At 35.0% G+C, this 24,596-nt stretch carries 23 protein-coding genes; 14 read left to right on the plus strand and 9 right to left on the minus strand.

Going from position 1 to position 24,596, the window contains the following annotated elements; translation table 11 throughout:
* The first annotated feature begins 110 nt into the window (after positions 1–110).
* From ACQ5J2_RS08010 to ftsY, 9 genes are all read left to right on the plus strand, one after another.
* Positions 111–1,250, plus strand: a complete 1,140-nt coding sequence (locus tag ACQ5J2_RS08010; RefSeq protein ID WP_432673213.1) for a T9SS type A sorting domain-containing protein — start codon at positions 111–113, stop codon at positions 1,248–1,250.
* A gap of 204 nt (positions 1,251–1,454) precedes the next feature.
* The gene (locus ACQ5J2_RS08015) at positions 1,455–2,225 is read left to right on the plus strand and encodes an exonuclease domain-containing protein (protein WP_432673214.1); all 771 of its coding nucleotides are present in this window, start codon (positions 1,455–1,457) and stop codon (positions 2,223–2,225) included.
* Positions 2,226–2,307: 82 nt separating this feature from the next.
* Positions 2,308–2,919, plus strand: coding sequence for a fumarylacetoacetate hydrolase family protein (locus tag ACQ5J2_RS08020; protein ID WP_432673215.1), 612 nt, complete (start codon positions 2,308–2,310; stop codon positions 2,917–2,919).
* Positions 2,920–3,267 (plus strand): Hpt domain-containing protein, encoded by a 348-nt coding sequence (locus tag ACQ5J2_RS08025; protein ID WP_432673216.1) that lies wholly within the window; start codon positions 2,920–2,922, stop codon positions 3,265–3,267.
* A gap of 9 nt (positions 3,268–3,276) precedes the next feature.
* Positions 3,277–4,530: a competence/damage-inducible protein A gene (locus ACQ5J2_RS08030; RefSeq protein WP_432673217.1), complete on the plus strand. Its 1,254-nt coding sequence runs from the start codon at positions 3,277–3,279 to the stop codon at positions 4,528–4,530.
* 71 nt (positions 4,531–4,601) lie between these two features.
* A complete protein-coding gene (rpmB, locus tag ACQ5J2_RS08035; protein ID WP_432673218.1) occupies positions 4,602–4,838 on the plus strand; it encodes a 50S ribosomal protein L28 in 237 nt (78 codons plus the stop codon).
* A 26-nt stretch (positions 4,839–4,864) separates the two neighbouring features.
* Positions 4,865–5,047, plus strand: coding sequence for a 50S ribosomal protein L33 (gene rpmG / locus ACQ5J2_RS08040; protein WP_112087260.1), 183 nt, complete (start codon positions 4,865–4,867; stop codon positions 5,045–5,047).
* Between the two features lie 75 nt (positions 5,048–5,122).
* Entirely contained in the window at positions 5,123–5,275 is a 153-nt protein-coding gene (locus ACQ5J2_RS08045; RefSeq protein WP_022828526.1) for a DUF4295 domain-containing protein, read from the plus strand.
* A gap of 320 nt (positions 5,276–5,595) precedes the next feature.
* A complete protein-coding gene (ftsY, locus tag ACQ5J2_RS08050) occupies positions 5,596–6,576 on the plus strand; it encodes a signal recognition particle-docking protein FtsY (RefSeq protein ID WP_432673219.1) in 981 nt (326 codons plus the stop codon).
* Between the two features lie 7 nt (positions 6,577–6,583).
* Here ftsY and ACQ5J2_RS08055 read toward each other — a convergent pair whose 3' ends face one another.
* Positions 6,584–7,648, minus strand: a complete 1,065-nt coding sequence (locus ACQ5J2_RS08055) for a serine hydrolase domain-containing protein (protein WP_432673220.1) — start codon at positions 7,646–7,648, stop codon at positions 6,584–6,586.
* A 102-nt stretch (positions 7,649–7,750) separates the two neighbouring features.
* Between ACQ5J2_RS08055 and ACQ5J2_RS08060 the strand changes: the two genes are divergently transcribed.
* Positions 7,751–8,173 (plus strand): lipocalin family protein, encoded by a 423-nt coding sequence (locus ACQ5J2_RS08060; RefSeq protein ID WP_432673221.1) that lies wholly within the window; start codon positions 7,751–7,753, stop codon positions 8,171–8,173.
* Positions 8,173–8,469: a DUF721 domain-containing protein gene (locus ACQ5J2_RS08065; RefSeq protein ID WP_432673222.1), complete on the plus strand. Its 297-nt coding sequence runs from the start codon at positions 8,173–8,175 to the stop codon at positions 8,467–8,469. Before ACQ5J2_RS08060 ends, ACQ5J2_RS08065 begins: the two co-directional genes overlap by 1 nt.
* 83 nt (positions 8,470–8,552) lie before the next feature.
* On the opposite strand, the gene ACQ5J2_RS08070 is transcribed toward ACQ5J2_RS08065, so the two are convergent.
* From ACQ5J2_RS08070 to ACQ5J2_RS08085, 4 genes are all read right to left on the minus strand, one after another.
* Entirely contained in the window at positions 8,553–8,972 is a 420-nt protein-coding gene (locus ACQ5J2_RS08070; RefSeq protein ID WP_432673223.1) for a nucleoside-diphosphate kinase, read from the minus strand.
* A 106-nt stretch (positions 8,973–9,078) separates the two neighbouring features.
* Positions 9,079–10,314, minus strand: coding sequence for a T9SS type A sorting domain-containing protein (locus tag ACQ5J2_RS08075; RefSeq protein WP_432673224.1), 1,236 nt, complete (start codon positions 10,312–10,314; stop codon positions 9,079–9,081).
* Positions 10,315–10,426: 112 nt separating this feature from the next.
* On the minus strand, positions 10,427–12,022 hold the full coding sequence (gene bshC, locus ACQ5J2_RS08080; protein WP_432673225.1) for a bacillithiol biosynthesis cysteine-adding enzyme BshC: 1,596 nt from the start codon (positions 12,020–12,022) through the stop codon (positions 10,427–10,429).
* Between the two features lie 76 nt (positions 12,023–12,098).
* A complete protein-coding gene (locus ACQ5J2_RS08085; RefSeq protein ID WP_432673226.1) occupies positions 12,099–15,401 on the minus strand; it encodes a T9SS type B sorting domain-containing protein in 3,303 nt (1,100 codons plus the stop codon).
* Between the two features lie 627 nt (positions 15,402–16,028).
* On the opposite strand from ACQ5J2_RS08085, the gene ACQ5J2_RS08090 reads away from it, so the two are divergent.
* Positions 16,029–16,301, plus strand: a complete 273-nt coding sequence (locus ACQ5J2_RS08090; RefSeq protein ID WP_432673227.1) for a helix-turn-helix domain-containing protein — start codon at positions 16,029–16,031, stop codon at positions 16,299–16,301.
* A 23-nt stretch (positions 16,302–16,324) separates the two neighbouring features.
* The gene (locus tag ACQ5J2_RS08095; protein WP_432673228.1) at positions 16,325–18,511 is read left to right on the plus strand and encodes a B12-binding domain-containing radical SAM protein; all 2,187 of its coding nucleotides are present in this window, start codon (positions 16,325–16,327) and stop codon (positions 18,509–18,511) included.
* 5 nt (positions 18,512–18,516) lie between these two features.
* Here ACQ5J2_RS08095 and ACQ5J2_RS08100 read toward each other — a convergent pair whose 3' ends face one another.
* The 4 genes from ACQ5J2_RS08100 to ACQ5J2_RS08115 form a co-directional block, all read right to left on the minus strand.
* Positions 18,517–18,969, minus strand: coding sequence for a hypothetical protein (locus tag ACQ5J2_RS08100; protein WP_432673229.1), 453 nt, complete (start codon positions 18,967–18,969; stop codon positions 18,517–18,519).
* 16 nt (positions 18,970–18,985) lie between these two features.
* A complete protein-coding gene (gene rimO / locus ACQ5J2_RS08105) occupies positions 18,986–20,302 on the minus strand; it encodes a 30S ribosomal protein S12 methylthiotransferase RimO (protein ID WP_432673230.1) in 1,317 nt (438 codons plus the stop codon).
* Positions 20,303–20,514: 212 nt separating this feature from the next.
* Positions 20,515–22,005, minus strand: coding sequence for an OmpP1/FadL family transporter (locus ACQ5J2_RS08110; RefSeq protein WP_432673231.1), 1,491 nt, complete (start codon positions 22,003–22,005; stop codon positions 20,515–20,517).
* Between the two features lie 76 nt (positions 22,006–22,081).
* The gene (locus ACQ5J2_RS08115) at positions 22,082–23,005 is read right to left on the minus strand and encodes a hypothetical protein (protein WP_432673232.1); all 924 of its coding nucleotides are present in this window, start codon (positions 23,003–23,005) and stop codon (positions 22,082–22,084) included.
* A gap of 102 nt (positions 23,006–23,107) precedes the next feature.
* Between ACQ5J2_RS08115 and proS the strand changes: the two genes are divergently transcribed.
* On the plus strand, positions 23,108–24,586 hold the full coding sequence (gene proS / locus ACQ5J2_RS08120) for a proline--tRNA ligase (protein WP_432673233.1): 1,479 nt from the start codon (positions 23,108–23,110) through the stop codon (positions 24,584–24,586).
* Positions 24,587–24,596 lie beyond the last annotated feature (10 nt).

Genomic DNA, 24,596 nt, shown 5'->3' on the forward strand with positions numbered 1-24,596 from the left:
TTAGTCGGTTAGAATCGGTCACTCGTGCTATTAAACTGGTCATTCATGACAAATTTTTCACTTTCTCCCATTTTATCCCCAATTTAGCTACAAACTTAAAAATTTGTACTATGAAAAAAACTACCCTATTGTTATTTTTAACGCTCTTTTCAAGCGTAGCATTTTGCCAAATGACGGATTATGTTTCCGGATTAAGCTTCCCAACGCAAATGACAGCTGATGGTTCAACCATTTACGTAAATGGTTTCGAAAAGATTTATTCAATTGACACTACTAATCCGTCGGCAACCGGAACTGAAATTTACACATCTCCTTCTGATTTTTACATCTATAAAACACAAGTGTTAGGGAATTTTTTATTTATTCTCGTTGAAAATTATATTGCTTCAACAGATACCACACTTGGTTCTAGAATTTTAAAATTAAACCTGACAAATCTTGGTGCTGGAGCTCAAATAATTGTCACAACTACACAATTTATTTCCTCTTTTACATTATCTGGGAGTACAATTTATTATTGTGCAGAAACGGCTACTGGTCCTAATCCTGACGTATTTCTAAACGATTTATATAGTTTTGACGCAACACAAACAATCCCAACTCCTGTTTTAGCATACAGCGATTTAGATACGGAAGAAATCACGGATATGGCTGTTTACAACAATATCCTTTATATGAGTTCTTATTTACAAAAGGTGTTTTCTTTAAATTTAAGTTCAAGCTCTTCTCCTTTAGTGGAATTTATCACCAATTTAAGTGTTAAAGGAATTTTTATTAGTACAATTGGCGAAGTATATCTCGCCAATGGAAGCATAGTTAAAAAAATACCGGTAACAAATACTTCAAATGGAACTCAAGAAATAGGACAAAATACCGTTTATGAGGATGAAAATAACGGCATGACTTATTTTGCGAACTTTAGAGATGTTTTGCTTATCGGAAATAAAGTATATGGAACCCTTGCTAATCAAGGAAAAGTTGTCCGCTTTACAGATACTACCTTAGGTACAAATGAATTTACTGATGCTACCAAACTGATGGTTTATCCCAATCCAGCTTCGAATTATTTCATCATTTCAGAAACGGATAAACATGGAACTGTAGAATTAATCAATACTACAGGTCAAATCGTTTTTCAAAAAGAATTCAGTTCAAACCAGCAAATTGAGGTGAATGTTCCATCCGGAATTTATTTTGCAAAAATAAAAATTGGAGACACGGAAGAAGTACGAAAACTAATTATTAGATAACGTTTTTCTCTAATTTATTTACTCAAATTTTAAATTCATACCCTTTAAAAAAAAGTTGCAAAATTAATTTTGCAACTTTTTTTTTGCTTTTCTTAAATCAAAAAATGATAGCGGGAATTGATTTCTTAACGAATTTTAAAAACAAAAAGGACAAGCAAATTAATCTAAAAAACTATATTTGTAGACCTTTTTAAACAAACACAAATGGAACTTAAATTAACGAAACCAATTTGCTTTTTTGACCTTGAAACTACTGGAATTAACATTACAACCGATCGTATTGTAGAAATTGCTATTTTTAAAGTTTTTCCAAACGGAAATAAAGAAAGTAAAACTTGGCTCGTAAATCCTACAATTCCTATTCCTGCAGAAACCACTGCCGTTCATGGAATTACAGACGAAAAGATTGCCAATGAGCCTACTTTTGCTGAGTTGGCATCTACGGTTTATAATATGATTAAAGATTCTGATTTAGCGGGTTTCAATTCCGATCGATTTGATATTCCTTTATTGGCCGAAGAATTGTTAAGAGCTGGAGTCGATTTTGACATGAAAAACAGGGTTGCAGTAGATATTCAAACGATTTTTCATAAAAAAGAAGAGCGAACTTTAAGTGCGGCTTATAAATTTTATTGTGGAGAAACCTTAGAAAACGCCCATTCTGCTGAAGCGGACACCATGGCAACTTACGAAATCTTAAAATCACAGTTTGATAGATACGACGATTTACCTCATGATATGAAATCGCTTTCAGAATATACAACACGTAAAAAAACAGCCGATTTTGCTGGTTTTATAATTGTTGATAGAGACGGTGACGAAGCTTTTAGTTTTGGAAAAAATAAAGGAAAAAAAGTGGATTATATTTTAGAAAACGAACCAGGATATTTCAGTTGGATTCAAAATGCTGATTTTCCCCTTTATACGAAGAAAGTTTTAACGGCAATTAAATTGAGAAAATTAAATACAAAATAGATTCTGGGTATAAGATTTAAGGTACAAGTTACTCTCAAGTCATAACAGCAATACCCAAAACCCTGAACCCTAAAGTTGTAAAATGAAAATTATCTGCATCGGTAGAAATTATACCAAACATATTGAGGAATTACAGAATGAAAAGCCTACCGAACCGGTAATTTTTCTAAAACCAGATACTGCGATTTTGCCAAAGAATATGCCTTTTTTCATCCCTGATTTTTCGGACGATATTCACCATGAAGTCGAAATTCTGGTTAGAATCAATAGGGTAGGAAAGCATATTGAACCTCGTTTCGCACATAAATATTACGATGAAATTGGTTTAGGAATTGATTTTACTGCACGAGAATTGCAATCACAACTCAAAGAGAAAGGCTTACCGTGGGAAAAAGCCAAAGCATTTGACGGTTCTGCAGTTATTGGAAATTTTTTACCAAAAAATAAATTTGATTCATTAAATTCGATTAATTTTGAATTAACGAATAACGGCAATTCAGTTCAAAAAGGTTGTACCTCAAATATGTTGTGGAAAATTGACGAATTGATTGCTTATGTTTCGCAATATTTCACGTTGAAAATTGGTGATATTATTTTTACCGGAACCCCAGAAGGTGTGGCAAAAGTGGTTGCCAATGATGTTTTAGAGGGTTTTATCGAAGGAGAACAAATGTTTAGAATACAAGTCAAATAAATGGCACTACACTATAATTTAGCTAAAGTTTACGAAATTTCAGAAGATGATACTGATTTTGTCAGAGAAATATTGAAATTGTTTGTTCAAGAGGTTCCAGTCGATTTACTGCACATGAAAACCGCAATTAATGAGAAAAACCATCAAGAAACGTATAGTTTTGCCCATAAAATAAAGCCCTCTTTGGTTTTATTAGGAATGACTATCGCTTACGAAGAAAATCTTTGTGTCGAAAATTGGACGCGAGATAAAGGCAAGAAAAAGGAAATTAAAGATACGTATAAAAGCTTGGAAAACCACATTGAGAAAGCGGTGAAGGAAATCAAGAAAGACTTCAATTTACAATAAAACATCATTATGAAAGCAGCGATAGTTACCATTGGTGATGAGATTCTCATTGGCCAGATTGTAGATACAAATTCAGGATTTATTGCAAAATCATTAGATAAAATCGGAATTGAAATTACCGAAATGCTTTCGATTTCAGATAATAAAAAACATATTTTAGACACGTTTGCTAGTTTGCAAAACAAAGTTGATTTAGTACTCATAACAGGAGGTTTAGGGCCTACGAAAGACGATATTACTAAAAAGACTTTTTGCGATTATTTTGAAGATGAATTAGTTGTCAATCATGATGTTTTAAAGCACGTTACGAAAATAATTGAAGGGTTTTATAATCGTCCGATTTCTCAAATGAATAGAGACCAAGCGTTAGTTCCTTCAAAGTGTATTATTTTGAAAAACACAAATGGAACTGCTCCAGGAATGTGGATGAAGAAAGAAAATACCGTATTTATTTCGCTTCCCGGGGTTCCGTATGAAATGAAAGATATTATTGAGAACGAAATTGTTCCTAAAATTATCAACGAATACAAACGACCTTTCATTATTCATCAAACCGTTTTGACTTATGGTCAAGGAGAAAGTATGGTTGCCGAACGAATTGAGGATTGGGAAAATAACTTACCTGAGTTTATCAAATTAGCTTATTTACCAAGTCCGGGTCGGGTTCGATTGCGACTTTCAGCAAGAGGAACAATTGAAGAGCTTCTACAAACAGTTCTTGCGGAGCAAATTAAGCAACTTACGTTAATTATTGGTGACATCATTGTGGGTTACGACGATAGCGACACGATAGAAGTGGTGTTAGGTCGGATTTTGAAGGAGCAAAACAAAACTTTGGCAACAGCCGAAAGCTGTACGGGTGGAAAAATAGCAGCTCTTTTAACGGCAGTTCCTGGAGCTTCGGCTTATTTTAAAGGAAGTATTGTTTGTTATTCGGAAGCTGTAAAAACGGATGTTTTAAAAGTTTCATCAGAAACGATTAAGAAATATTCAGTTGTAAGTGAAGAAGTTGCTACAGAAATGGTATTGAACGTACAGAAAATGATGGACACCGATTATGCAATTGCTGTAACTGGAAATGCAGGTCCGTCAAAAGATGCTACCAATGAAGAGGTTGGAACAGTTTTTATCGCGATAGCAACACCAGAAAAAGTATTTGTAGAAAAATTCAATTTTGGTCAACCTCGTGAAAAAGTGATAGATAGAGCGGTAAATAAAAGTTTTGAACTTTTGCAAAAAGAAATTTTAAAAAATGTACAGTAATTATTTTGTATAAAGGTTTTAATTTCTTTTCTTTGCACCCTGATTTTGAATAACGATAAAAGATAAGAATAATGTCAAGAGTTTGTGACCTTACAGGTAAAAGAGCTATGGTGGGAAATAATGTTTCTCATGCAATGAACAAAACTAAAAGAAAGTTTTCTGTAAACTTACTTAAAAAACGTTTTTATCTTCCGGAAGAAGATAGATGGATTACTCTTAGAGTAGCTGCATCTACGATAAAAACAATCAACAAAAACGGAATTGACGCTGTGTTAAAAACGGCTAAAGCAAACGGATTTATCAAATAAATCTTCCTCAATAAATATATAGCAAGATGGCAAAGAAAGGCAATAGAATCCAAGTAATATTAGAATGTACAGAACACAAAACATCAGGTGTTCCGGGAACTTCAAGATATATCACGACTAAGAACAAAAAAAATACTCCAGATAGGTTAGAGATTAAGAAATTTAATCCAATCTTGAAAAAAGTAACTGTTCACAAAGAAATTAAGTAATAATTAGAAATTTTGATAAAATCTCAAATGCAAAACATTAGAGACCTTTATTGAAAAATCAAATACATTTTAATCATGGCAAAGAAAACCGTAGCAACCCTACAGACAGCTTCAAAGAGATTATCAAAAGCCATCAAAATGGTGAAATCTCCAAAAACAGGTGCATATACATTCGTTGAATCAATTATGGCTCCTGAACTTGTTGATGAATTCTTGAAAAAGAAATAATTCAAAATACAATTTTATAGAAAAGCTACTTTCCACTCGAAAGTAGCTTTTTTATTTTTATATTTGTTGTTAAATTTTTAGGAGCACCACTTTAGGACTTGTTTTGTCAAAGTACCCGCTTTCCGTTGCAATCTTTTCAGCCTTTACAAAAAGTCTGAAAAGGATTTCGATTGCAATCGGGGCTATCAAAACAATCATTAGGCGTTCTTTTAAACTTTTAGATAAACTTCAAGAATTAAGATTGAAGATATAGTATTAAAGGTCGGATAATTAATACGCAAAACTGACAACCGATAACTGACAACCGATAATTAAAAAATATGAGTTTCTTTACAAGAATATTTTCGTCTGAAAAAAAAGAATCAGGTTTAACTGAACAAGCCAAAGAAACGCTTGACAAAGGTTTGGAGAAATCTAAAACTTCCTTTTTCTCAAAACTTACTAAAGCCGTTGCCGGAAAATCAAAAGTCGATGATGAGGTTTTAGATAACCTTGAAGAAATTCTTGTCGCATCAGACGTTGGTGTAGATACCACCTTGAAAATCATCAAGCGAATCGAAAAACGTGTTGCCGAAGATAAATATGTAGGAACCGAAGAATTAAATCAAATCCTTCGCGATGAAATTGCGGGACTTCTTTCTGAAACCAATAATTCCAATTCTTCTGTATTTGAAATTCCAGCAAACAGAAAACCGTATGTTTTAATGGTTGTTGGTGTAAATGGAGTTGGAAAAACAACTACTATTGGGAAATTAGCGCATCAGTTTAACAAAGCAGGTTATAAGGTAGTTCTTGGTGCCGCAGATACGTTTAGAGCTGCAGCAATCGACCAATTGCAAATTTGGGCAGATAGAGTTGGCGTTCCAATGGTTCGACAAGAAATGGGAAGTGATCCAGCTTCTGTTGCATTCGACACGTTGAAATCAGCTGTAGCTCAAGATGCAGATGTAGTTATTATTGATACAGCGGGACGTTTGCACAATAAAGTCAATTTGATGAACGAACTTACTAAAGTAAAACGTGTCATGCAAAAGGTTATTGAGGATGCTCCACACGACGTATTATTGGTTTTAGATGGTTCAACGGGACAAAACGCATTTGAGCAAGCCAAACAATTTACTGCAGCAACTGAGGTAACTTCATTAGCAGTTACAAAATTAGACGGAACTGCAAAAGGAGGAGTTGTCATCGGAATTTCGGATCAATTTCAAATTCCTGTAAAATACATTGGAGTAGGTGAAGGAATTGAAGACTTGCAAGTGTTCAACAAGATTGAATTTGTAGATAGTTTTTTTAAGTAAAATTTTTTCAATTGACTAAGGCATTTATCTTTTGCCATAACACATTATCAAAATTAGAAAGTGCCGCATTCTCTTCGTCTGCGGCATTTCCCATTCTAATTACAATCATTTTTTTAGAAGGAATTACATATATTTTCTGGTCATTTTTTCCCAAAGCCATAAACATATCATTAGGTCCTGATGGAATTATGCTTCCTTGAAATTCAAATTGGGATTGCGGCAAATGATAACTACTTTGTCCGTTAATCCACCATAAATAACCATAGCTTTTATTGATGTTTTGTGAAGTTGAAGTCGCATTTTCAATGAAATCTGTATTTACAATAACTTCATTTTCCCACGTGCCTTTATTTAAAATCAGTAAGCCAAAACGCGCCATACTTCTGGTTGTACTTCGGTAAATCCTATTATTTTCTAATGTAAACCAGCTTCCGTCCATGCCAATTTTATTTTTCAATTTCTCCGAGAAATAAGTTTCAAATGGCTGATCAGTTGCGGCAGAAATTACATCTTGTAGTTTCACATAAACGTTGTGATATGCCCATCGAGATCCTGCGTCAGCTTTATAAGCCAAGCAATCTGGAGTGACACAATCTCCATTTATTACATCATCAATTCCTGAAGACATTGTTAATAAATGCTTGTTAGCTATTAAGTTTTCTTTTGCTAAAGGCATATTTGTCCAACCGTTTCCAATATTTCCCGAAACTTTTTCATCTAAATCAATAAATCCTTCTTGTGCTGCAATTCCCGTTGTTGTTGCCGTTAATGTTTTTCCTGCACTTGCCCAATACCAATCTGTAGTTGCAGAATGATTATTAAAATATTCTTCAATAACGATTTTACCGTCCACTAAAATAATAAATCCTTTCGTGTTTTTTGTTTCTAAGTAGTCTAATAAATCGGGTAGGGCATTTTGATTCCAACCCAAAGATGCTACCGACTTTGTTTCCCATTCTGTTCCTGTTTTTGGAGGGAAATACGTGGAAGTTTCTGTAGTTTTACTATCTGTTGAGCAAGCACCCAAAACGGTAGTCAGAAATAGGAATAGGCTTAATTTAGATGATTTCATGGAAAAGCATTTATTTATAGACTATAAAAATAAGTAATAGTTCAGGACATTGCTTTTTTATCGTCGATTAAAACAGTAATTTTATTTTTTTAAATTTCAACGATGAAGAATCTTGTCCTTTCACTTTTTACAACGCTTTTATTTGTTTCTTGTCAAGAAAAAAAAGCAGAAACCTTTGATGTAAATCTACTCAATGGTTATTGGGAAATTGAGCATGTAACGATGGCTGATGGTTCGCAAAAGGATTATAAAATGAGCGAAACTATTGATTACTTCGAAGTGAAACAGGATTCTGGTTTCCGTAAGAAAGTAAATCCGCAAGTAGACGGTACTTACCTTGTAAATGATTCAGAAGAGAAAATTAAAATTGAGAAATCTCGTGAAGGAACGTATATCTCCTATAAAACGGAATTTGCAACTTGGAACGAAAAAATCAAGACCTTAACTAAGGAGCAATTAGTGTTGGAAAACGAACAGCACATTCAATACCAATATAAAAAACCAACTTCTTTTACAGTAAAATAATGGCAAAACGATTAAATAATGAAAATACGGTTGGCGAAGTTTTGAAATATATCATCAAAGACAATAAGCTACAATCGGGCATGGACCAAATTTCTGTCAAGGAAGCCTGGAAATCTTTGATGGGAAATGGTGTGAATAGTTATACTAAAAATGTTGTTTTAAAAGGAACTGTTCTTTATGTCGAATTAACTTCGGCCGTTTTACGAGAAGAATTGAGCTTTGGAAAAGATAAAATAGTAGCTATGCTCAACGAAGAACTTCGGCGGGACGTTGTTAAAGAAGTAGTTTTAAGATAAAAAAAAGCCGATTCAAATGAATCGGCTTTATATTTTTGATATATAAGTTTTAAACTTGTTGCTCAAAAATTATAAACTTATAACTAAAAGTTCTCTCTTCCTGCAAAGTGAAAAGCACCTTCAATAGCTGCATTTTCATCTGAATCAGAACCGTGAACTGCATTTTCTCCAATAGAAGTAGCGTATGCTTTTCTGATTGTTCCTTCTGCTGCATCAGCTGGATTTGTAGCTCCAATTAATGTTCTGAAATCTTCAACTGCATTTTCTTTCTCAAGAATTGCAGCAACAATTGGACCTCTTGACATAAATTCAACTAACTCTCCGTAAAACGGACGTGCAGCGTGAACGTCATAAAATTTTTGTGCATCTGCAACAGTCAACTGCGTTAATTTCAAAGAAACGATTTTGAAACCTGCATTGGTAATCATTGCTAAAATGTTTCCGATGTGTCCGTTTGCAACAGCATCAGGCTTAATCATTGTAAATGTTCTATTTGTAGCCATTTTTTTATTTTTAAATTCGGTGCAAAAGTAATGCTTTTTTATTAAAAAAATCTTGTCTAACAGTTGCTAAACAAGATTTTTTTTAAAATAATTAATATAAATACTATTATTGTTTAATCAATTTAATGGTTTGTGTAGCCGCTTCTGTTTCAATTAGTGCAAAGTAAATTCCATTTGCATAGCCTGAAGCATCAACTCTATTGACGTTAGTTGCATAAATTACTTTACCTGAAACGTCACTAATTTTAATTGATTTAATCAATTCACTATTTGCAGAAAAACTCCAAACACTTGATGTAGGATTTGGAAATACAACCACTTTTGATTTCGTGAAATTAGAAGTATGCAATGCGTCTGAAAAATTATAGGCTCCAGTTGATCTTGTGAATGTCACGTCATACGTTCCGGCTACTGTTAGAATATTGTTTCCGTTCGAAGAACTTGCCATAGGAAATGCCTCATTCCCCCATGAAGTGGTCCAGGCATTATCTTGTCTAAATTTTGCTCCACCTTCAAATGCAGCAGTTGTAACCACTAAGTCAGAAATCATATAAGTCTCACCATCTGTAGTCGTCAATTGGTGCAAATCAATCGGTCCAGGATTTCCTGGGTCAGTTGGCCATCCGCCTACAGCTTCACCTACAATTGATATCGTTGGAAAATCAAAAGTATAGACTCCAGTAGCGATATTAATAACAACTCTGTAAGTTCCCGGAGTTGTAACTACAATATTTTCGTTAGTTCCTGCCTGAGGTCCTGTTGGAAAAGATACTCCTCCCCATGAAACCGCCCAATCATTATTTTGTCTAAATTTTAAATCTCCAGCAATTAAGGGAATAAAATTGGATCTATAAGTAATTCCATCACTTGTGTTCAGTTGCAATTCATCTACTTGAGGGTCATTTGGCCAACCTTGTGCTGTTGCAGATCCAACAATAGCAATTGTAGGATATTCAGAGGCAATTGCGGTGAAAACGTATGCAAGTGTTGTTGTGTTAAAGGTTACACTAAAAGTTCCAGAGGTACAATTAATGTTTGAACCTCCTGCAGTAGCAGTACCTGTAGGAAATGCTGCATTACCCCAACTTGTAGCCCATGCATTATTCGCGCGAAATTTAACACCACCGCCTGCTTGAGCTGCAGTCAATGTAACAGAAGCCAACGTCCAGTTAATTCCTCCATCGGTTGAAGTAAGTTGATGTACATCTGCTGGACCTGGATTTCCAGGGTCACCTGGCCAGCCACCCGCTGCTTCGCCAACAAGGGCAATTGAAGTAATTTGAGCATAACTTGTACTAAATGCAAGTGCAAAAAGTACAATTAAGAAGTAAAATTTTTTCATAATGTAGTTTGTTAATAGATTTATATGTCATAAAACTACAATAAATCTTTTGTTAACTAATTATGAAATGCAGATAGGAAAGCAACGAAAACGTTTTCGTATTGATAACTTTTTAATTTTTGAGGATTTTAATTGTGAAATTGGTGTCTAACGGTTGTAAAGCTTTAAATAATTCTTCAACCATAGCCGAACCATTAGATAAATAGAATTCAGAAAAGTTACCTGTACGTTCTTGCAAACTCTGTTTTGGAAATAGTTCATTTTGCAAATCCGTAATCCGCTCCAATAATTCGACATGTTGTTTTTTCTCAGCCTTAATCAGTCGCTTTTCTAAATTATTCAAACCCTTAATTTGTTTCGTTTCTTGTGCATTTACAGCACCAATAAACGAAACGTCTGTTTGCGAAGCCATTTCACGAAGTCTGTCAAATTGCTCTTGCAAAAACTTTTTCTGTTCCGAAAAATCCAAAGTAAAACCCGATTCTTTCCGAACGATTTTATCTTTTAAGTCAAATTGCTTCAAGAATAAATCATTCCAACTCAAACCCAATTTGTCTGCCTTTTCAGCTTGTTTTTCAGTAGCCAACAAGACCGAGTTCCGCAACAATAACGCAGGGAATGTAATTCTAGAAGCCTCAAAGTAAGATTTTAATTCTAACCAATACGCCAATTCTCCACCACCACCTATATAGCATAAATTAGGCAAAATAACCTCCTGGTATAAAGGTCGCATAATCACGTTTGGGCTAAATTTCTCCGGATGTTGCTCTAGTTCAAACATCAATTCTTTTTCGGTGAATGTAATTTCGGAATTGTTAACCAAATACATACCTTCTTCCAAAATAATTCGCTCCCGCAAATCATCTTCAATATAAAATAAATTGATTTCCCGTGGATTCACCTGAATTTTATAAGCCGACAAAAGTGCCGAAGTTTCCGCTACTTTTTGATGTGAAGTTTGACGCAGTAATTCTTCTTTTACATAAGGAATAAAAGCTTTTTTTAGTTTTTTATCATCAGCATTTAAAATCACTAAACCATACGAGCCAAAAAGAGCATTTGCTAAAAAGCGTGTGGCTTCCGCCAAATTTGAATGTTTTAAATAAGATGTTTCAAACAAGTTTTTCAACTCCTCAGCATTTTTTCCAATGCCTAATTCTTGAGCATATACTTCAAAAACTTTATCCAATCCATCTGTCGATAAACGCCCCACAGGACCAAAACTCTCTTTGTTCCATTGAATTTTTTTTCCCTTGAAATTGAAATAATTAATTTCGTCAAAATCATGGTCTTCCGTCGCCATCCAGTAAATAGGCACAAAGTTTTTATCAGGATAAGCAGCCTTCAATTCCTTTGTTAAATTTATCGTAGAAATAATTTTATACAAAAAATACAACGGCCCCGTAAACAAATTCAACTGATGCCCCGTCGTAACCGTAAAGGTATTGGATTCTTCTAAAGCAGTAATATTCGAAGTATTCAACTCAGAACTTTTCACATCCTTATACTGTTCCCTCAAAGCCGAAACCAAAACCGCCCGATTCGCATCAGTATAATTGGCTTGTTTCTCAATAATTTGTTCTGCAAAATTTTCAAGAGAAGGAAACCTATTGTACAGCGACTCTAATTCTTTTTTCTGATTTAAATAATCATTCATCAAAGGAGTAAAATATCCAGAGTCTTGGTAGCTAATACAGTCGGTTGGCATAATTGGGAATTCTTTAATTTTCGTAAAATTAACTAAAAATAATTGGACAAACTTTGCTTTAACAAATGCTTATCATTTATCTTTTCAAAGTAAAATGGCCTTTATACTCCGTTCCATCTTCCCGAATCACTGTAAACCAATAGTCTGTAGCAGGTAGGTTGTGTCCGTTGTAAGTCCCATCCCAATGTGGGTCGTTCGCTGATAATTGTTTGATGAATTTACCATAGCGGTCAAATATTTTCACAACCAAGTTCAATTCATTTTGATAAAACTGAATCCCCCAAAAGTCATTATAGGTATCTCCATTAGGAGTAAAATATTTCGGATACATTAATAAATACACGTCTTTTTTTGCAACGCCACAACCTTTCGTATCGTTTACATATACGGTATATTCACCATTTGGCAACCCGTAGAACTGATTACTACTCTGAAAATTTACCCCATCAACAGAATATTCATAAACGCCTGAACCATCTACATAAACGGTTATCACATTTTCAGATGAAGTCCAATCCACCGTTTCCACAGCCGTTATCGTAGCCCGTTCAGAAACTTCAACCGTAATGTTTTTAGTCGAAGAACAAACCAATCCACTCGTGTTTTTAGTAACCGTCACATCATAATTCCCTCCTTGACTCACCATAATTGATTGACTTGTCGCACCAGTTGACCAACTATAACTGTCAAAACCAGCATCAGCGGTAATCGTTACAAAACCATTTTCACAAACCGCATACATATCTTTCATATGTAATTGGGGTAACGCAACAACAGTCAATTCCAAAGTCACAACTGCATAACAAGAGTTAGCAAACATAACCCGAACATAAACCGTATTCAATCCCGTTGAAAGTATATAATTAGAGAAATTTGTTACATGAGTTCCTGCAGTTTCATTTTCAGCGTTCGTCAAATTCGTGTAATACTTGAAAGTATAAGTACCAGTATTTGCAATTAAATTCCCATTATAATCCGACAAATCCACAACTTTCAAACCATCGTCTAAGTCATCACACATCATTTCCGCATAACCATTCGCAGGAACTCCGCTTATGATATCTGGAAGCAAAGCCAACCGTGAAAAACTCTCGCAACCATTCAAAGTTTGCGAAGCATAATAAGTCACGCCATCAACTAAAGAAGTAGTAACAGGTAACAAATTTCCTCCAATATTACCATCATAAAACTTCAAATCCGTACCCGAAACCACAAAATCTGCAAGCGTCAAAACCTGAGAGTCACAAAATGTCTGAACCGCAACACCAGTTGGAGCTGCCGTTTCATGTACGGTAACTTGAACAGCAATTCGTGCACTTTCACATCCATTTATAGTTTGCGAAACATAATAAGTCGTTCCATTTACAAGTAAAGTAGCGTTCGGTAATAAAGTTCCAGCCGTTGCTGCATCATACCATTTTATATTTTGACCGGAAACTATAACTTCATTTAAAGTCGCATTATCTTGTTTGCAAAAAACTTGTGGTGATACAACTCCAGGTATACCCACAGAATTTACAGTTACATTTATTACTTTTCTAGCACTTTCACATCCATTTACAGTTTGGGTTGCGTAGTAATTAGTATTATTTTGTAATAAAGTAGTTGCTAAAATTTCATTTGAAGTTGTCTCTGATGTATACCATTTTACATTTTGCCCAGTTATTATTAAATTAGCTATTGTTGCAAGTTCATTCTCACAAAACATTTGATTACTTGTAATAGGAACACTAGGGCTAGTAGCTATTGTTACAGTCACAGGTAGTCGGTCACTCTCAGGACAATTTCCAGATTGTCTTGACGCATAATAGGTTTGCCCATCTATCAAAAGTGTATTTTGGTTCAATATAGCTGGTGATACAACTGAATCATACCAATTTATTGAATTCGAGTTAGGTAATAAATTTGAAATCGTCGGGTTGTCAGAAGAACAGAAGATTTGTGTACTTTCCCCTATTGGCATCGATGAAGAGCAGGGAGTCATTCTCTGAATAAAACCATCTGAATTATAAGTTGATGAATTTATGGAATTTAAAGAAGCTGTAGCAGTACTTGAAGGGTCAAAATCACACCAAGGATTAAAGTTTCCAATTAAAAAACTACTACCATTAACAATTTGCATTCTTGTTATCATAACATACTGACAAATATTATAACTGCTAACTAAGGGAACTTCCTGACCAAATTTTAGCACATTTTCATAATTTCTATTCGAATCTAATTGTAAAAAAAAAGCATTATTATATGTTCCAGAATTTATATTAGTCACACCATCAGATGGATTAAAATCTATTATTCCACTAAATTGCCCACCAAAATAATAATTTCCATCAATATCTGTTGTAAGTGCTGTAAATTCAAGAAATTCACTATTAGGTTTTAAAAAGGTCTTAGCATCTAAAAAACTTCCATCTAAATTTAAAAATAACACAAAACTATTGTTTCCAGAAATACTATGAATATTGGTAGAAGGATCTACATCTATTGTTTCATAGTAATTCTTATCTCCTAGAATGACAATACTACTGCTTGAAACGTGAAAAGATTTTTGAGATTGAATTAGAAACTCTTTTTCCCAAACAATTGTACCATTCATGCTGTTAATATTAAACAGGTAGTAACCAGATCCATTGTTTAAAATATAATTTACATCACCATCGGGCCTAACTTTTATTTCATTGCCTGAATTATCACCAATGTTAAATTGCTTTACCCAATCAAAACTCCCCGTATTACTTAGCTTCATTACATAATTGCCAATTCCATTCCCATTATTTAAGGTTATATTGGTATCGAGCGAAATAGTACCTACAAAATAACCACTTAAAAAAATATTATTTTGATTATCTAAATCGAAAGAGTTAACATAAACAGTATTGTTATATCCGTAATTTTGTGGAATAGATATAGTGGATAATATAGTTCCTTCGGGCGAGATTTTTACAATATCTATAGATGAAGTAATAATATTTAAACTTTCATTCATCTCCTCAATAGTTAATAATACATATATATATCCATCTGTCCCTATTTTTACATCATGTGCCACATCATTTCCTTTAAATGTCCCAAAAGTATGGCCCCACAAATAGTTTCCATCACCATCAGTTTTTAGTATATAAGTACCTCTAAAAGTGTGATTGATATTAGAATTGTCAATAATCGTAGTGCCTGTAACAGTCGGGTCAATATCAAACAACCAAGATTCAGTATTGCCTACGACATAGCAATTTTGATTACTATCTACTGCTAGGCCAGTCGCAAAATCAGAAGTATCATTGCTAATTCCCCTTATTTGTCTAACCCACTGAAAATCTTGTCCGAAAAGTGTGTTTTGAAAAAAAAATAATAGGATAATAATTAGGCACTTAATTTTCATTTGTAATTTGTTTGTTCATAATTAAAATTTTCAATGATTATAAATAATATATTCAGCAAATATAATCAAATCATCCATTTGTTAAATTTTTAACAAAACAAACTTCACGAACCCGCTACTAATTTTCATAAACGCCCATGAAGACCTCAAAGCCCTCAACAATAGCGCAATCGCGTCAACCACAATTTCAAATGCACGAACTAATTTATTAAACAAATACATTTATTTTTAAAATAAAAAAAACCCAGCCTCAATCTACTACTACCCAGTATCAAACTAAGACGATCCAACTCAAAGTAAAGCGTACCTAATCTCAAACTAAGGCTATCCAATTCCAAGCAAAAATCATCCAATTTCAAGGTAAGAGTATCCCATTTAAAGCAAAGAGTGTCTAATTTAAAGCAAGAATTATCTAATTTCAAACAAAGACTATTTAATCTCAAACCAAAACATATATTTTTAAAACAAATAGTATTAGATTTACATAAACCTAACACCAGAAACAAATAGCCTACAACAATAACTTGAAACCTTAAACTTTAAACAAATCAAACCATGCTCTACCTAAACTTCAAACGCATATTCAAACTAAGAGGTATCCGTTTTCCCTATGCACACCTCAAAAAGATGGGCTACTCAGCCAATTATGCCACAAAGCTCGGCAACAACCGCGTAGTCGAAATGAACATGCAAAGACTTGAGCAATTCTGCATCGATTTCAATTGTACACCCAATGATATCGTCGAATTTCGCCCAAGTAAAAGTGCACCACTCCCAAAAGAGCACGCCCTTAACACCCTAATCCGTGAAGGCCTCACGGAAGAAATAGACACACTAATAAACGCCCTCCCGCTCGAAAAAATGCATCAATTACGCGACATAATCAAGAATATGGACTAATTTTGTAGGCTTTCGCCAATGCTATGACAAAAATATTTCTTTTCACACCGCCCTTCACCCAGCTCAATACCCCGTATCCAGCCACGGCATACATCAAAGGATTCTTAAACACCAAGAATATCCCCAGTGTTCAAGCTGATTTAGGCATAGAAGTAATATTGAAAATGTTCTCAAAGCAAGGACTAATCAACCTTTTCACCGAAGCAGAAAAACACACCAATCCATCCCATAACAGCCAGCGAATCATCGCCCTAAAAGACTATTACACCAATACAATTGACGCCGTAATAGTATTCCTTCAAGGCAAAAACCCCACATTAGCTCTATCCATTTGCCAAGAAGACTTCCTCCCCGAAGCCTCTCGCTTCGCACAACTTGAAGAACTCGACTGGGCATTCGGAAGCATGGGAACCCAAGACAAAGCCAAGCACCTCGCCACACTTTACCTCGAAGACCTCTCAGATTTAATCGTCGATTGTGTCGACAACAACTTCGGCTTCAGCCGCTATGCCGAACGTCTAGGCCGTTCCGCAAGCACTTTCAACGAATTGTACGAAAGTTTACAAACAAAACCCACCTACATCGACAACTTACTTCTTGAAATTTTAAACGAAAGAATCACCCAAGTAAAGCCCACATTAGTATTAATTTCAGTACCCTTTCCGGGAAATTTATACGCCGCATTTCGTTCCGCACAATTCCTTAAGAAAAACGTTCCAAACATAAAAATAGCCATGGGAGGCGGTTTCCCAAATACAGAACTCCGTTCCCTATCCGATGCAAGAGTCTTCGAATTCATAGACTTCATAACCCTCGACGATGGCGAAGTTCCCGTAGAAGAAGTAATCAAGAACATCGAAAACCCAACCTACAACACCTTCAAAAGAACCTTATTATTAGAAGAAGGAAAAGTAGTGTACAAAAATAATTCTGCCAAAAGCGATTACAAACAATCTGAAGTCGGCACCCCAGATTACTCCGATTTAAAATTAGACCAATACATTTCAGTAATCGAAATCGTCAACCCAATGCATAGAATGTGGAGCGACGGACGTTGGAACAAACTCACCATGGCACACGGTTGCTACTGGGGAAAATGCACCTTCTGCGACATTTCTCTCGATTACATAAAAATTTATGAACCCATTGCCGCCAATATTCTTTGCGACAGAATCGAAGAACTAATTGCCGCCACCGGACAAAACGGTTTCCATTTCGTTGACGAAGCTGCTCCACCGGCACTAATGAGAGCTTTAGCTCTAGAAATCTTAAAAAGAAAAATAGCAGTAACCTGGTGGACCAATATCCGTTTCGAAAAAGCATTTACCCGAGACTTATGTATGCTCTTAAAAGCCTCCGGATGCATTGCCGTCTCCGGCGGAATAGAAGTTGCCTCCGATAGATTATTAAAACTAATCGACAAAGGAATAACCGTAGAGCAAGTGGCTAAAGTGACCCGCAACTTCACCGAAGCAGGTATCATGGTACATTCTTACTTAATGTACGGTTACCCAACACAAACCGAACAAGAAACAATAGACAGTCTAGAAATGGTACGTCAAATGTTTGAAGTAGGAGTACTCCAATCCGGATTCTGGCATCAGTTTGCCCTAACGGCACACAGTCCCGTGGGTATGTATCCAGAAAAGTTCGGAGTAGTAAGAAACATGGACATAGGAACTTTCGCCAATAATGATGTTGAATTCAAAGACATCACAGGTATAGACCACGAGAAATTTAGCTTTGGTTTAAGTAAATCATTGTACAATTTCATGCACGGCATCTGTTTTGATTATCCACTCCAAGATTGGTTTGAATTCAAAATTCCAAAGACTATAATCCCACACGATTTCATAGAAAACGCCATCCTAGAACCCGATTCTTTGGAAGTAAAGTCTAATGCTAAAATCGTTTGGATAGGAGGGAAGCCAACAATAAGCAACACCACAAAATCTAAAAAGGGAAAAACTTGGGAACTGTTGAGTTTTATATTTCACGACAAGAAAGAATCATTTTCAATCCAAATGAATAAAGAAGAAGGCGAGTGGTTTGCAAGTATATTAGAAGAATCGTCGGTACAAAACACAAAACCAAAATCATATCAACAACTCAAAACCGACTACGAACAAAAAGGACTTGAGGATTTTGAGTTATTTTGGCATTCAAAGCCTCTCAAAACGCTCAAGTCCTTCGGACTTTTAGTATTGTAATTCAGTTATTCGTCCGTGTCTTTTCTTTTTTTCTTTTTCTTAGGTTTACTCGTACCTTGGTTTGTAAATTCTTCAAAAAGAACTTTCTGTTCGTCTGTGAAAATTTCAACAAATTTATATTCCATTTCCTTTTTGGCAATATTAGACTTCTCTACTTTAGCATCTCTTGGTATGCTTTCTAACATAATATCATTGTTCTTTTTAAGAAAGTCTTCGATTAAATTTTTAACAATAGCACTTTGAAAACCGTCTAATTTCAACTTGTCAGTTAAGTTTTCTGTCATGACTTTTGCGTAATCAACAGGTGTTCTATTCTTTGACTCGTTGTACCTATTTTGGGTGCTCAAATCTTCATATTTATTTAAGCTATTGCTATTATTTTGAAACTGAGCATACGTTTGATTACCCACAAGTAGGATAAATAGCACGGTGATTTTAAATAATACGTTCGTCATCATTTTAGTTATTAAATTATTACAAAACAGCCTCACCATACAAGTCAAATTCTGTTGCTTCAGTAATTTTAATCATTGCAAATTCACCCGTTTTCAAATAGGTTTTAGAAGCATCAATCAATACTTCATTATCTACATCCGGGCTGTCAAATTCAGTTCTTCCTACGAAATGTGTTCCTTCTTTTCTGTCGATAATGCATTTAAATATCTGTCCGACTTTCTCCTGGTTCAAGTCCCAAGAAATTTGCGATTGTAATTCCATAATTTCATTAGCACGTGCTTGTTTTACATCAGCAGGAACATCATCTTCTAATAAATAAGCGTGTGTATTTTCTTCATGGGAATATGCAAAACACCCCATTCTATCAAATTTCATTTCCTGAACCCAATCCTTCAAAGTCTCAAAATCTTCTTGTGTTTCACCAGGATAGCCCACAATAAGTGTAGTTCTGATGGCAATTCCTGGAACTGCTTCCCGGAAATCTTTAAGCAACTTAGTGGTCTTTGCCTGAGTTGTTCCGCGTCGCATGGATTTCAAAACAGAATCGGAAATGTGTTGCAAAGGAATGTCGATGTAATTACAAATCTTTGGCTCCCGTTTCATCAAGTCCAAAACATCCATCGGAAATCCCGTAGGAAAAGCATAGTGCAATCGAATCCATTCAATTCCTTCCACTTTTGCTAATTCTTCAAGTAATTCCGCTAAGTTTCTTTTCTTATAAATGTCTAAACCGTAGTAAGTCAAATCTTGTGCAATCAAAATCAATTCTTTCACACCGTCTCTTGCTAAACCTTGTGCTTCTTTTACTAATTTTTCAATAGGTTGAGAAACGTGTTTACCTCTCATCAAAGGAATTGCACAAAAACTACAAGGTCTGTCACAACCTTCTGCAATTTTTAAATACGCATAATTTTTAGGAGTTGTAGTCAAACGTTCTCCTAACAATTCATGTTTGTAATCTGCACCAAGTGCTTTCAAAAGTCCAGGTAGTTCTGTAGTCCCAAAATATTGGTCTATATCTGGAATTTCTTTTTCTAAATCAGGACGGTACCGTTCAGACAAACATCCCGTAACGAATACTTTATCTACTAATCCTTGCTTCTTTTTTTCTGCATATTCCAAAATCATATTTACTGATTCGGCTTTTGCATTGTCAATAAAACCACACGTGTTTATTACAATAATGTTACCTTCAGATGCAGCAGGAGCCTCATGTTCAACTTCTTTTCCACTGGCTTTCAGTTGTCCCATCAACACTTCACTGTCGTAAACATTTTTAGAACAGCCAAGGGTAATAACGTTTATTTTATTCTTTTTTAAAGATTTGGTTCTCATAGTATTAAGTTCTCGAATTTTTTAGAGGGTGCAAAATTACATATTTATTTTTAGAAGCAGGTAACTTTTGGCTTTTTTAGGAAAGTTCGTCCCGCATTCCTTCCACATCTCCAGAGAAAAACGGGAGGATGTTCCCTCCATTCGGGGCTATGTCGCAGCTTTTGGATATATAATTGAGTTTCTGCTTAGAAAAATTTAAACAGAAGATTTACTTATAATTCAAACCCAAGTGTTAATGTCACATTATTTTGGACATTATCAATTGCAGCTCCATCAGTAAATCCTTGAGAGAAAAACGACTGATTGTTTTCACGTTTTGCGTAGGTGTAAGCCATGTCTAATTTTATATCACCAAAATTATAACCTAAACCTCCTGAAATACTATTTAAATTTCCAATAGTGCTATTATTCTTATACGGACTTTCTTCAAAACGGTAGCCACCTCTTAAGCTCCATTGTTTTATTCGATATTCGGCACCAATTCGCACTTCGTTTGACACAGCCAATGCCGAGGCAATTGCAGCATTAGATTGTGTAAATTCATTTGCCGGACGGAATTTCATACTGCTGTAATCCCTTAGAATATAATCTACACTAAGTAAGCCTGAAGTTCCGAAAATATAAGCTAAACTTCCCGTATACTTAGAGGGAGTTTGTAGTTTATAAGTAGGATAGAAAATTACTAAATTGGGGTCTGCAAAAAAGTTGCCGTTGTTTGTACCGCAATCAGGACAGTTAACAGAAAGTTCCTGCTTTAATTCATCGTTCAAGTTGTACCAAGTGGGTGATTCGTATGCAAGTCCTACTCGAAATTCATTAGTCACTTTTGCAATGGCTCCTAATTGAAACGAAAAACCATTGCCATAAGTGTACAATTGGTTTGTAAATCTTGACGACTGAACTCCTGTTGTAGAATTAGTTCCTGGCGAATCTAAATAGTCTTCATAGAAACTCGAAACAGTTGTAAAATCTGAAAAGTGTGCGTTTAAATTAAGCCCAAAATAAAAACGTTTATCGTATTCAGTGGCTAAGTTAAAGGCAAGTTTACCGTTATAACCTCTTGATTCAATACTGTTTTCTTGGTAATAATTACCATTAGGATTTACAGCTGAAACGTACTGATTTCCCGCTGCAGGATTTATTAAATACCCATTATAGCCAAGAAAAGCTTGCTGTTCATTATAAGTAAGAAATTCGTAGGCGTTTCCAGTTAGCACATTTTCAGGGATTCCGTTCGCATAACTACTGAAATAGTTGGCTACAGAATTTGAAGGATTATAACCTTGCGAATAAACAGAATTATTGTAATTATTGGTCTTGTCATAATTCACAGCTAATGAAAACTTACCCCATTTGCTATTTGCATCATAATTTTTAAAAACCCAAACCGCACCCAATTGATTCAAATCAAAAGAATTGTCCGAACCCTCTGTTTGAGAACCAAAATAGTTAGATTTATTTTTCTGGTTGAAATTTGATAAAGTGACAGAGGCAAAATTACTTATAAAAACTGCTGAACCGGCAGGGTTTACATTCAACGCTGAAAGGTCACCACCTAATGCTCCAAAAGCACCACTCATGGCGCGGTAACGGGCACTTCCAGTAATATCATCTTGTGCATATTGCAATGCATCAGAAACTTGCTGTGCTTTTATAGAGGTAAAGCTTAAAACTGCTAAAAATAGGGGAATTATTTTTTTCATACTTAAAATTTTGAATTCAAAAAAAAGCCTATGTTGCAAAATCATGAAACATAGGCAGTATTTGTAAAATATTTTTTTATCTTCTTCCGCCACCAGAGGAGCGTCCGCCGCTTGATGAACCACTACTTCTTGTTCCTGAAGAACTGGAAGAACGTGTTGTAGGAGTTGGTGTATAGGTTCTTGTCGGAGTTGTTGTTCTCGTAGGTGAGGTTGTTGTGGGAACAGTTGGCGTAGTAGTTCTCACTGAATTATTTGATCTTGTTGTACTTGTATTACTCGCATTATTTGAATTTGTATTTCTTCTTGTTGAATTGAAATTGTAATTACGAGTCGAATTTGAGTTACTTCGAGTAGATTGATTATTTCTAGTAGAATTATAGTTTCGACTGATTGTTGAGTTTCTCGTATTTAAATAATTATTATTCCTGCGACCTATCCCTATATTATTAGCATAATTATTTCCATTATAATTATAGTTATAATAAGGATTGTAATAATTACCATGAAATCCATTGTAAAAAGGATTTCCCCATCCATAATTTCCGTCCCATCCATAATATCCATTCCAACCATAATAATTATTCCAACCATAACCCCAGCTTGGTCCGTACCAAGAACTATAACCCCAATAAGGAGTATACCAATTATTATAACCCCAGGAATCATTATAAATGTTAACGGTCACATTATCAGAGCCAGAGCCCCAAGCGCCATAGTTTTCCGTGTTGTTAGGATTGTCTTGGTCGTAATCATTTGAAGAATAATTATCAACATCAGTTAATACTACATCGTCTTGCCTTGATTCAAAATAATTTTTATAAATTAAATTATTTGTTGAAGTAGCTCTGTCATCAGATGGTCGTTCCGAGTTAGAATAAATCCCATCTCTATCATCATATCTCGTACTTTGATAGGTACCACACGAAATAAATGTAGTTACAACTATTCCTGTAAATAGAAAGAGAGCAAAACGTTTGGGTAAAATATATAAAGTTTTCATATCTAATGGGTTTTTTTATTGTTGGTCTATACAAAAATAGTTAGTTTTGTCGAACTATTTAGTTAAAATAAGTTAAACAATTTTTATGCCAATCTATTCATTATGAGTAAGAACTTAACAACGCGGTCCGAAGATTATTCCAAGTGGTACAATGAATTAGTGGTCAAAGCTGACCTAGCCGAGAATTCTGGAGTGCGGGGATGTATGGTTATCAAGCCTTATGGCTATGCAATTTGGGAAAAGATGCAAGCCGAACTAGATCGAATGTTCAAAGAAACAGGACATAGTAATGCTTATTTTCCGTTGTTTGTTCCCAAAAGTATGTTTGAAGCTGAGGAGAAGAATGCGGAAGGTTTCGCCAAAGAATGTGCAATTGTAACACATTATCGTTTAAAAAATGATCCAGATAAACCTGGAAAATTAATGGTGGATCCAAATGCTAAATTGGAGGAGGAGCTAATTGTTCGTCCTACAAGTGAAGCTATAATTTGGTCAACTTATAAAGGTTGGGTTCAGTCTTATCGCGATTTGCCTTTATTAATTAATCAATGGGCAAATGTAGTTCGATGGGAGATGAGAACGCGTTTGTTTTTACGAACTGCCGAATTTTTATGGCAAGAAGGGCATACCGCTCATGCTACACGTTCAGAAGCTATTGAAGAATCTGAAAAAATGATGAATGTATATGCTGATTTTGCCCAAAATTTTATGGCAATTCCAGTTATTAAAGGTTTGAAAACAGAAACGGAGCGATTTGCAGGTGCTGAAGAAACCTATTGTATTGAAGCATTGATGCAAGATGGAAAAGCGCTTCAAGCGGGTACTTCACACTTTTTAGGTCAAAATTTTGCAAAAGCATTTGACGTAAAATTTGCAACTGCGGAAGGGAAACAAGAATACGTATGGGGAACTTCTTGGGGTGTTTCGACACGACTGATGGGTGCTTTAGTAATGACGCATTCGGATGACAACGGATTGGTATTACCTCCTAATTTGGCACCTATTCAAATTGTAATAGTTCCTATTTATAAAACAGACGAACAATTTGAAGCAGTTTCTGCCGCAGCACATACGTTGGTAAGTCAATTTAAAAAATTAAACATTTCGGTTAAATTTGATGATCGAACTACTCAAAAACCAGGATTTAAATTTGCAGAATGGGAATTAAAAGGAGTTCCGGTTCGGATAGCTATTGGACCAAAAGATTTGGAAAATGGAACTTTTGAGGTTGCAAGACGCGACACTTTGACAAAGGAAATCATTTTAAAAGATGAAATTGTTAAGCATATAAGTGAATTATTAGACACAATCCAAACTGATTTATTCAACAAAGCTTTACAATATAGAAACAGTCATATTACAGAAGTTAATTCATTTGAGGAATTTAAATCAGTTTTGGAAGACAAAGGAGGTTTTGTTTCAGCTCATTGGGATGGCGCTCCAGAAACGGAAGAGAAAATTAAGGAACTGACAAAAGCAACAATAAGATGTATTCCTTTAGGTCAAGTAAAAGAGACTGGAAGCTGTGTTCTGACAGGGAATTCAAGTGAAGGACGCGTACTTTTTGCCAAAGCTTATTAAAAAAAATAAA

Source organism: Flavobacterium sp. SM2513, from assembly GCF_050908145.1.
Lineage (GTDB): Bacteria > Bacteroidota > Bacteroidia > Flavobacteriales > Flavobacteriaceae > Flavobacterium.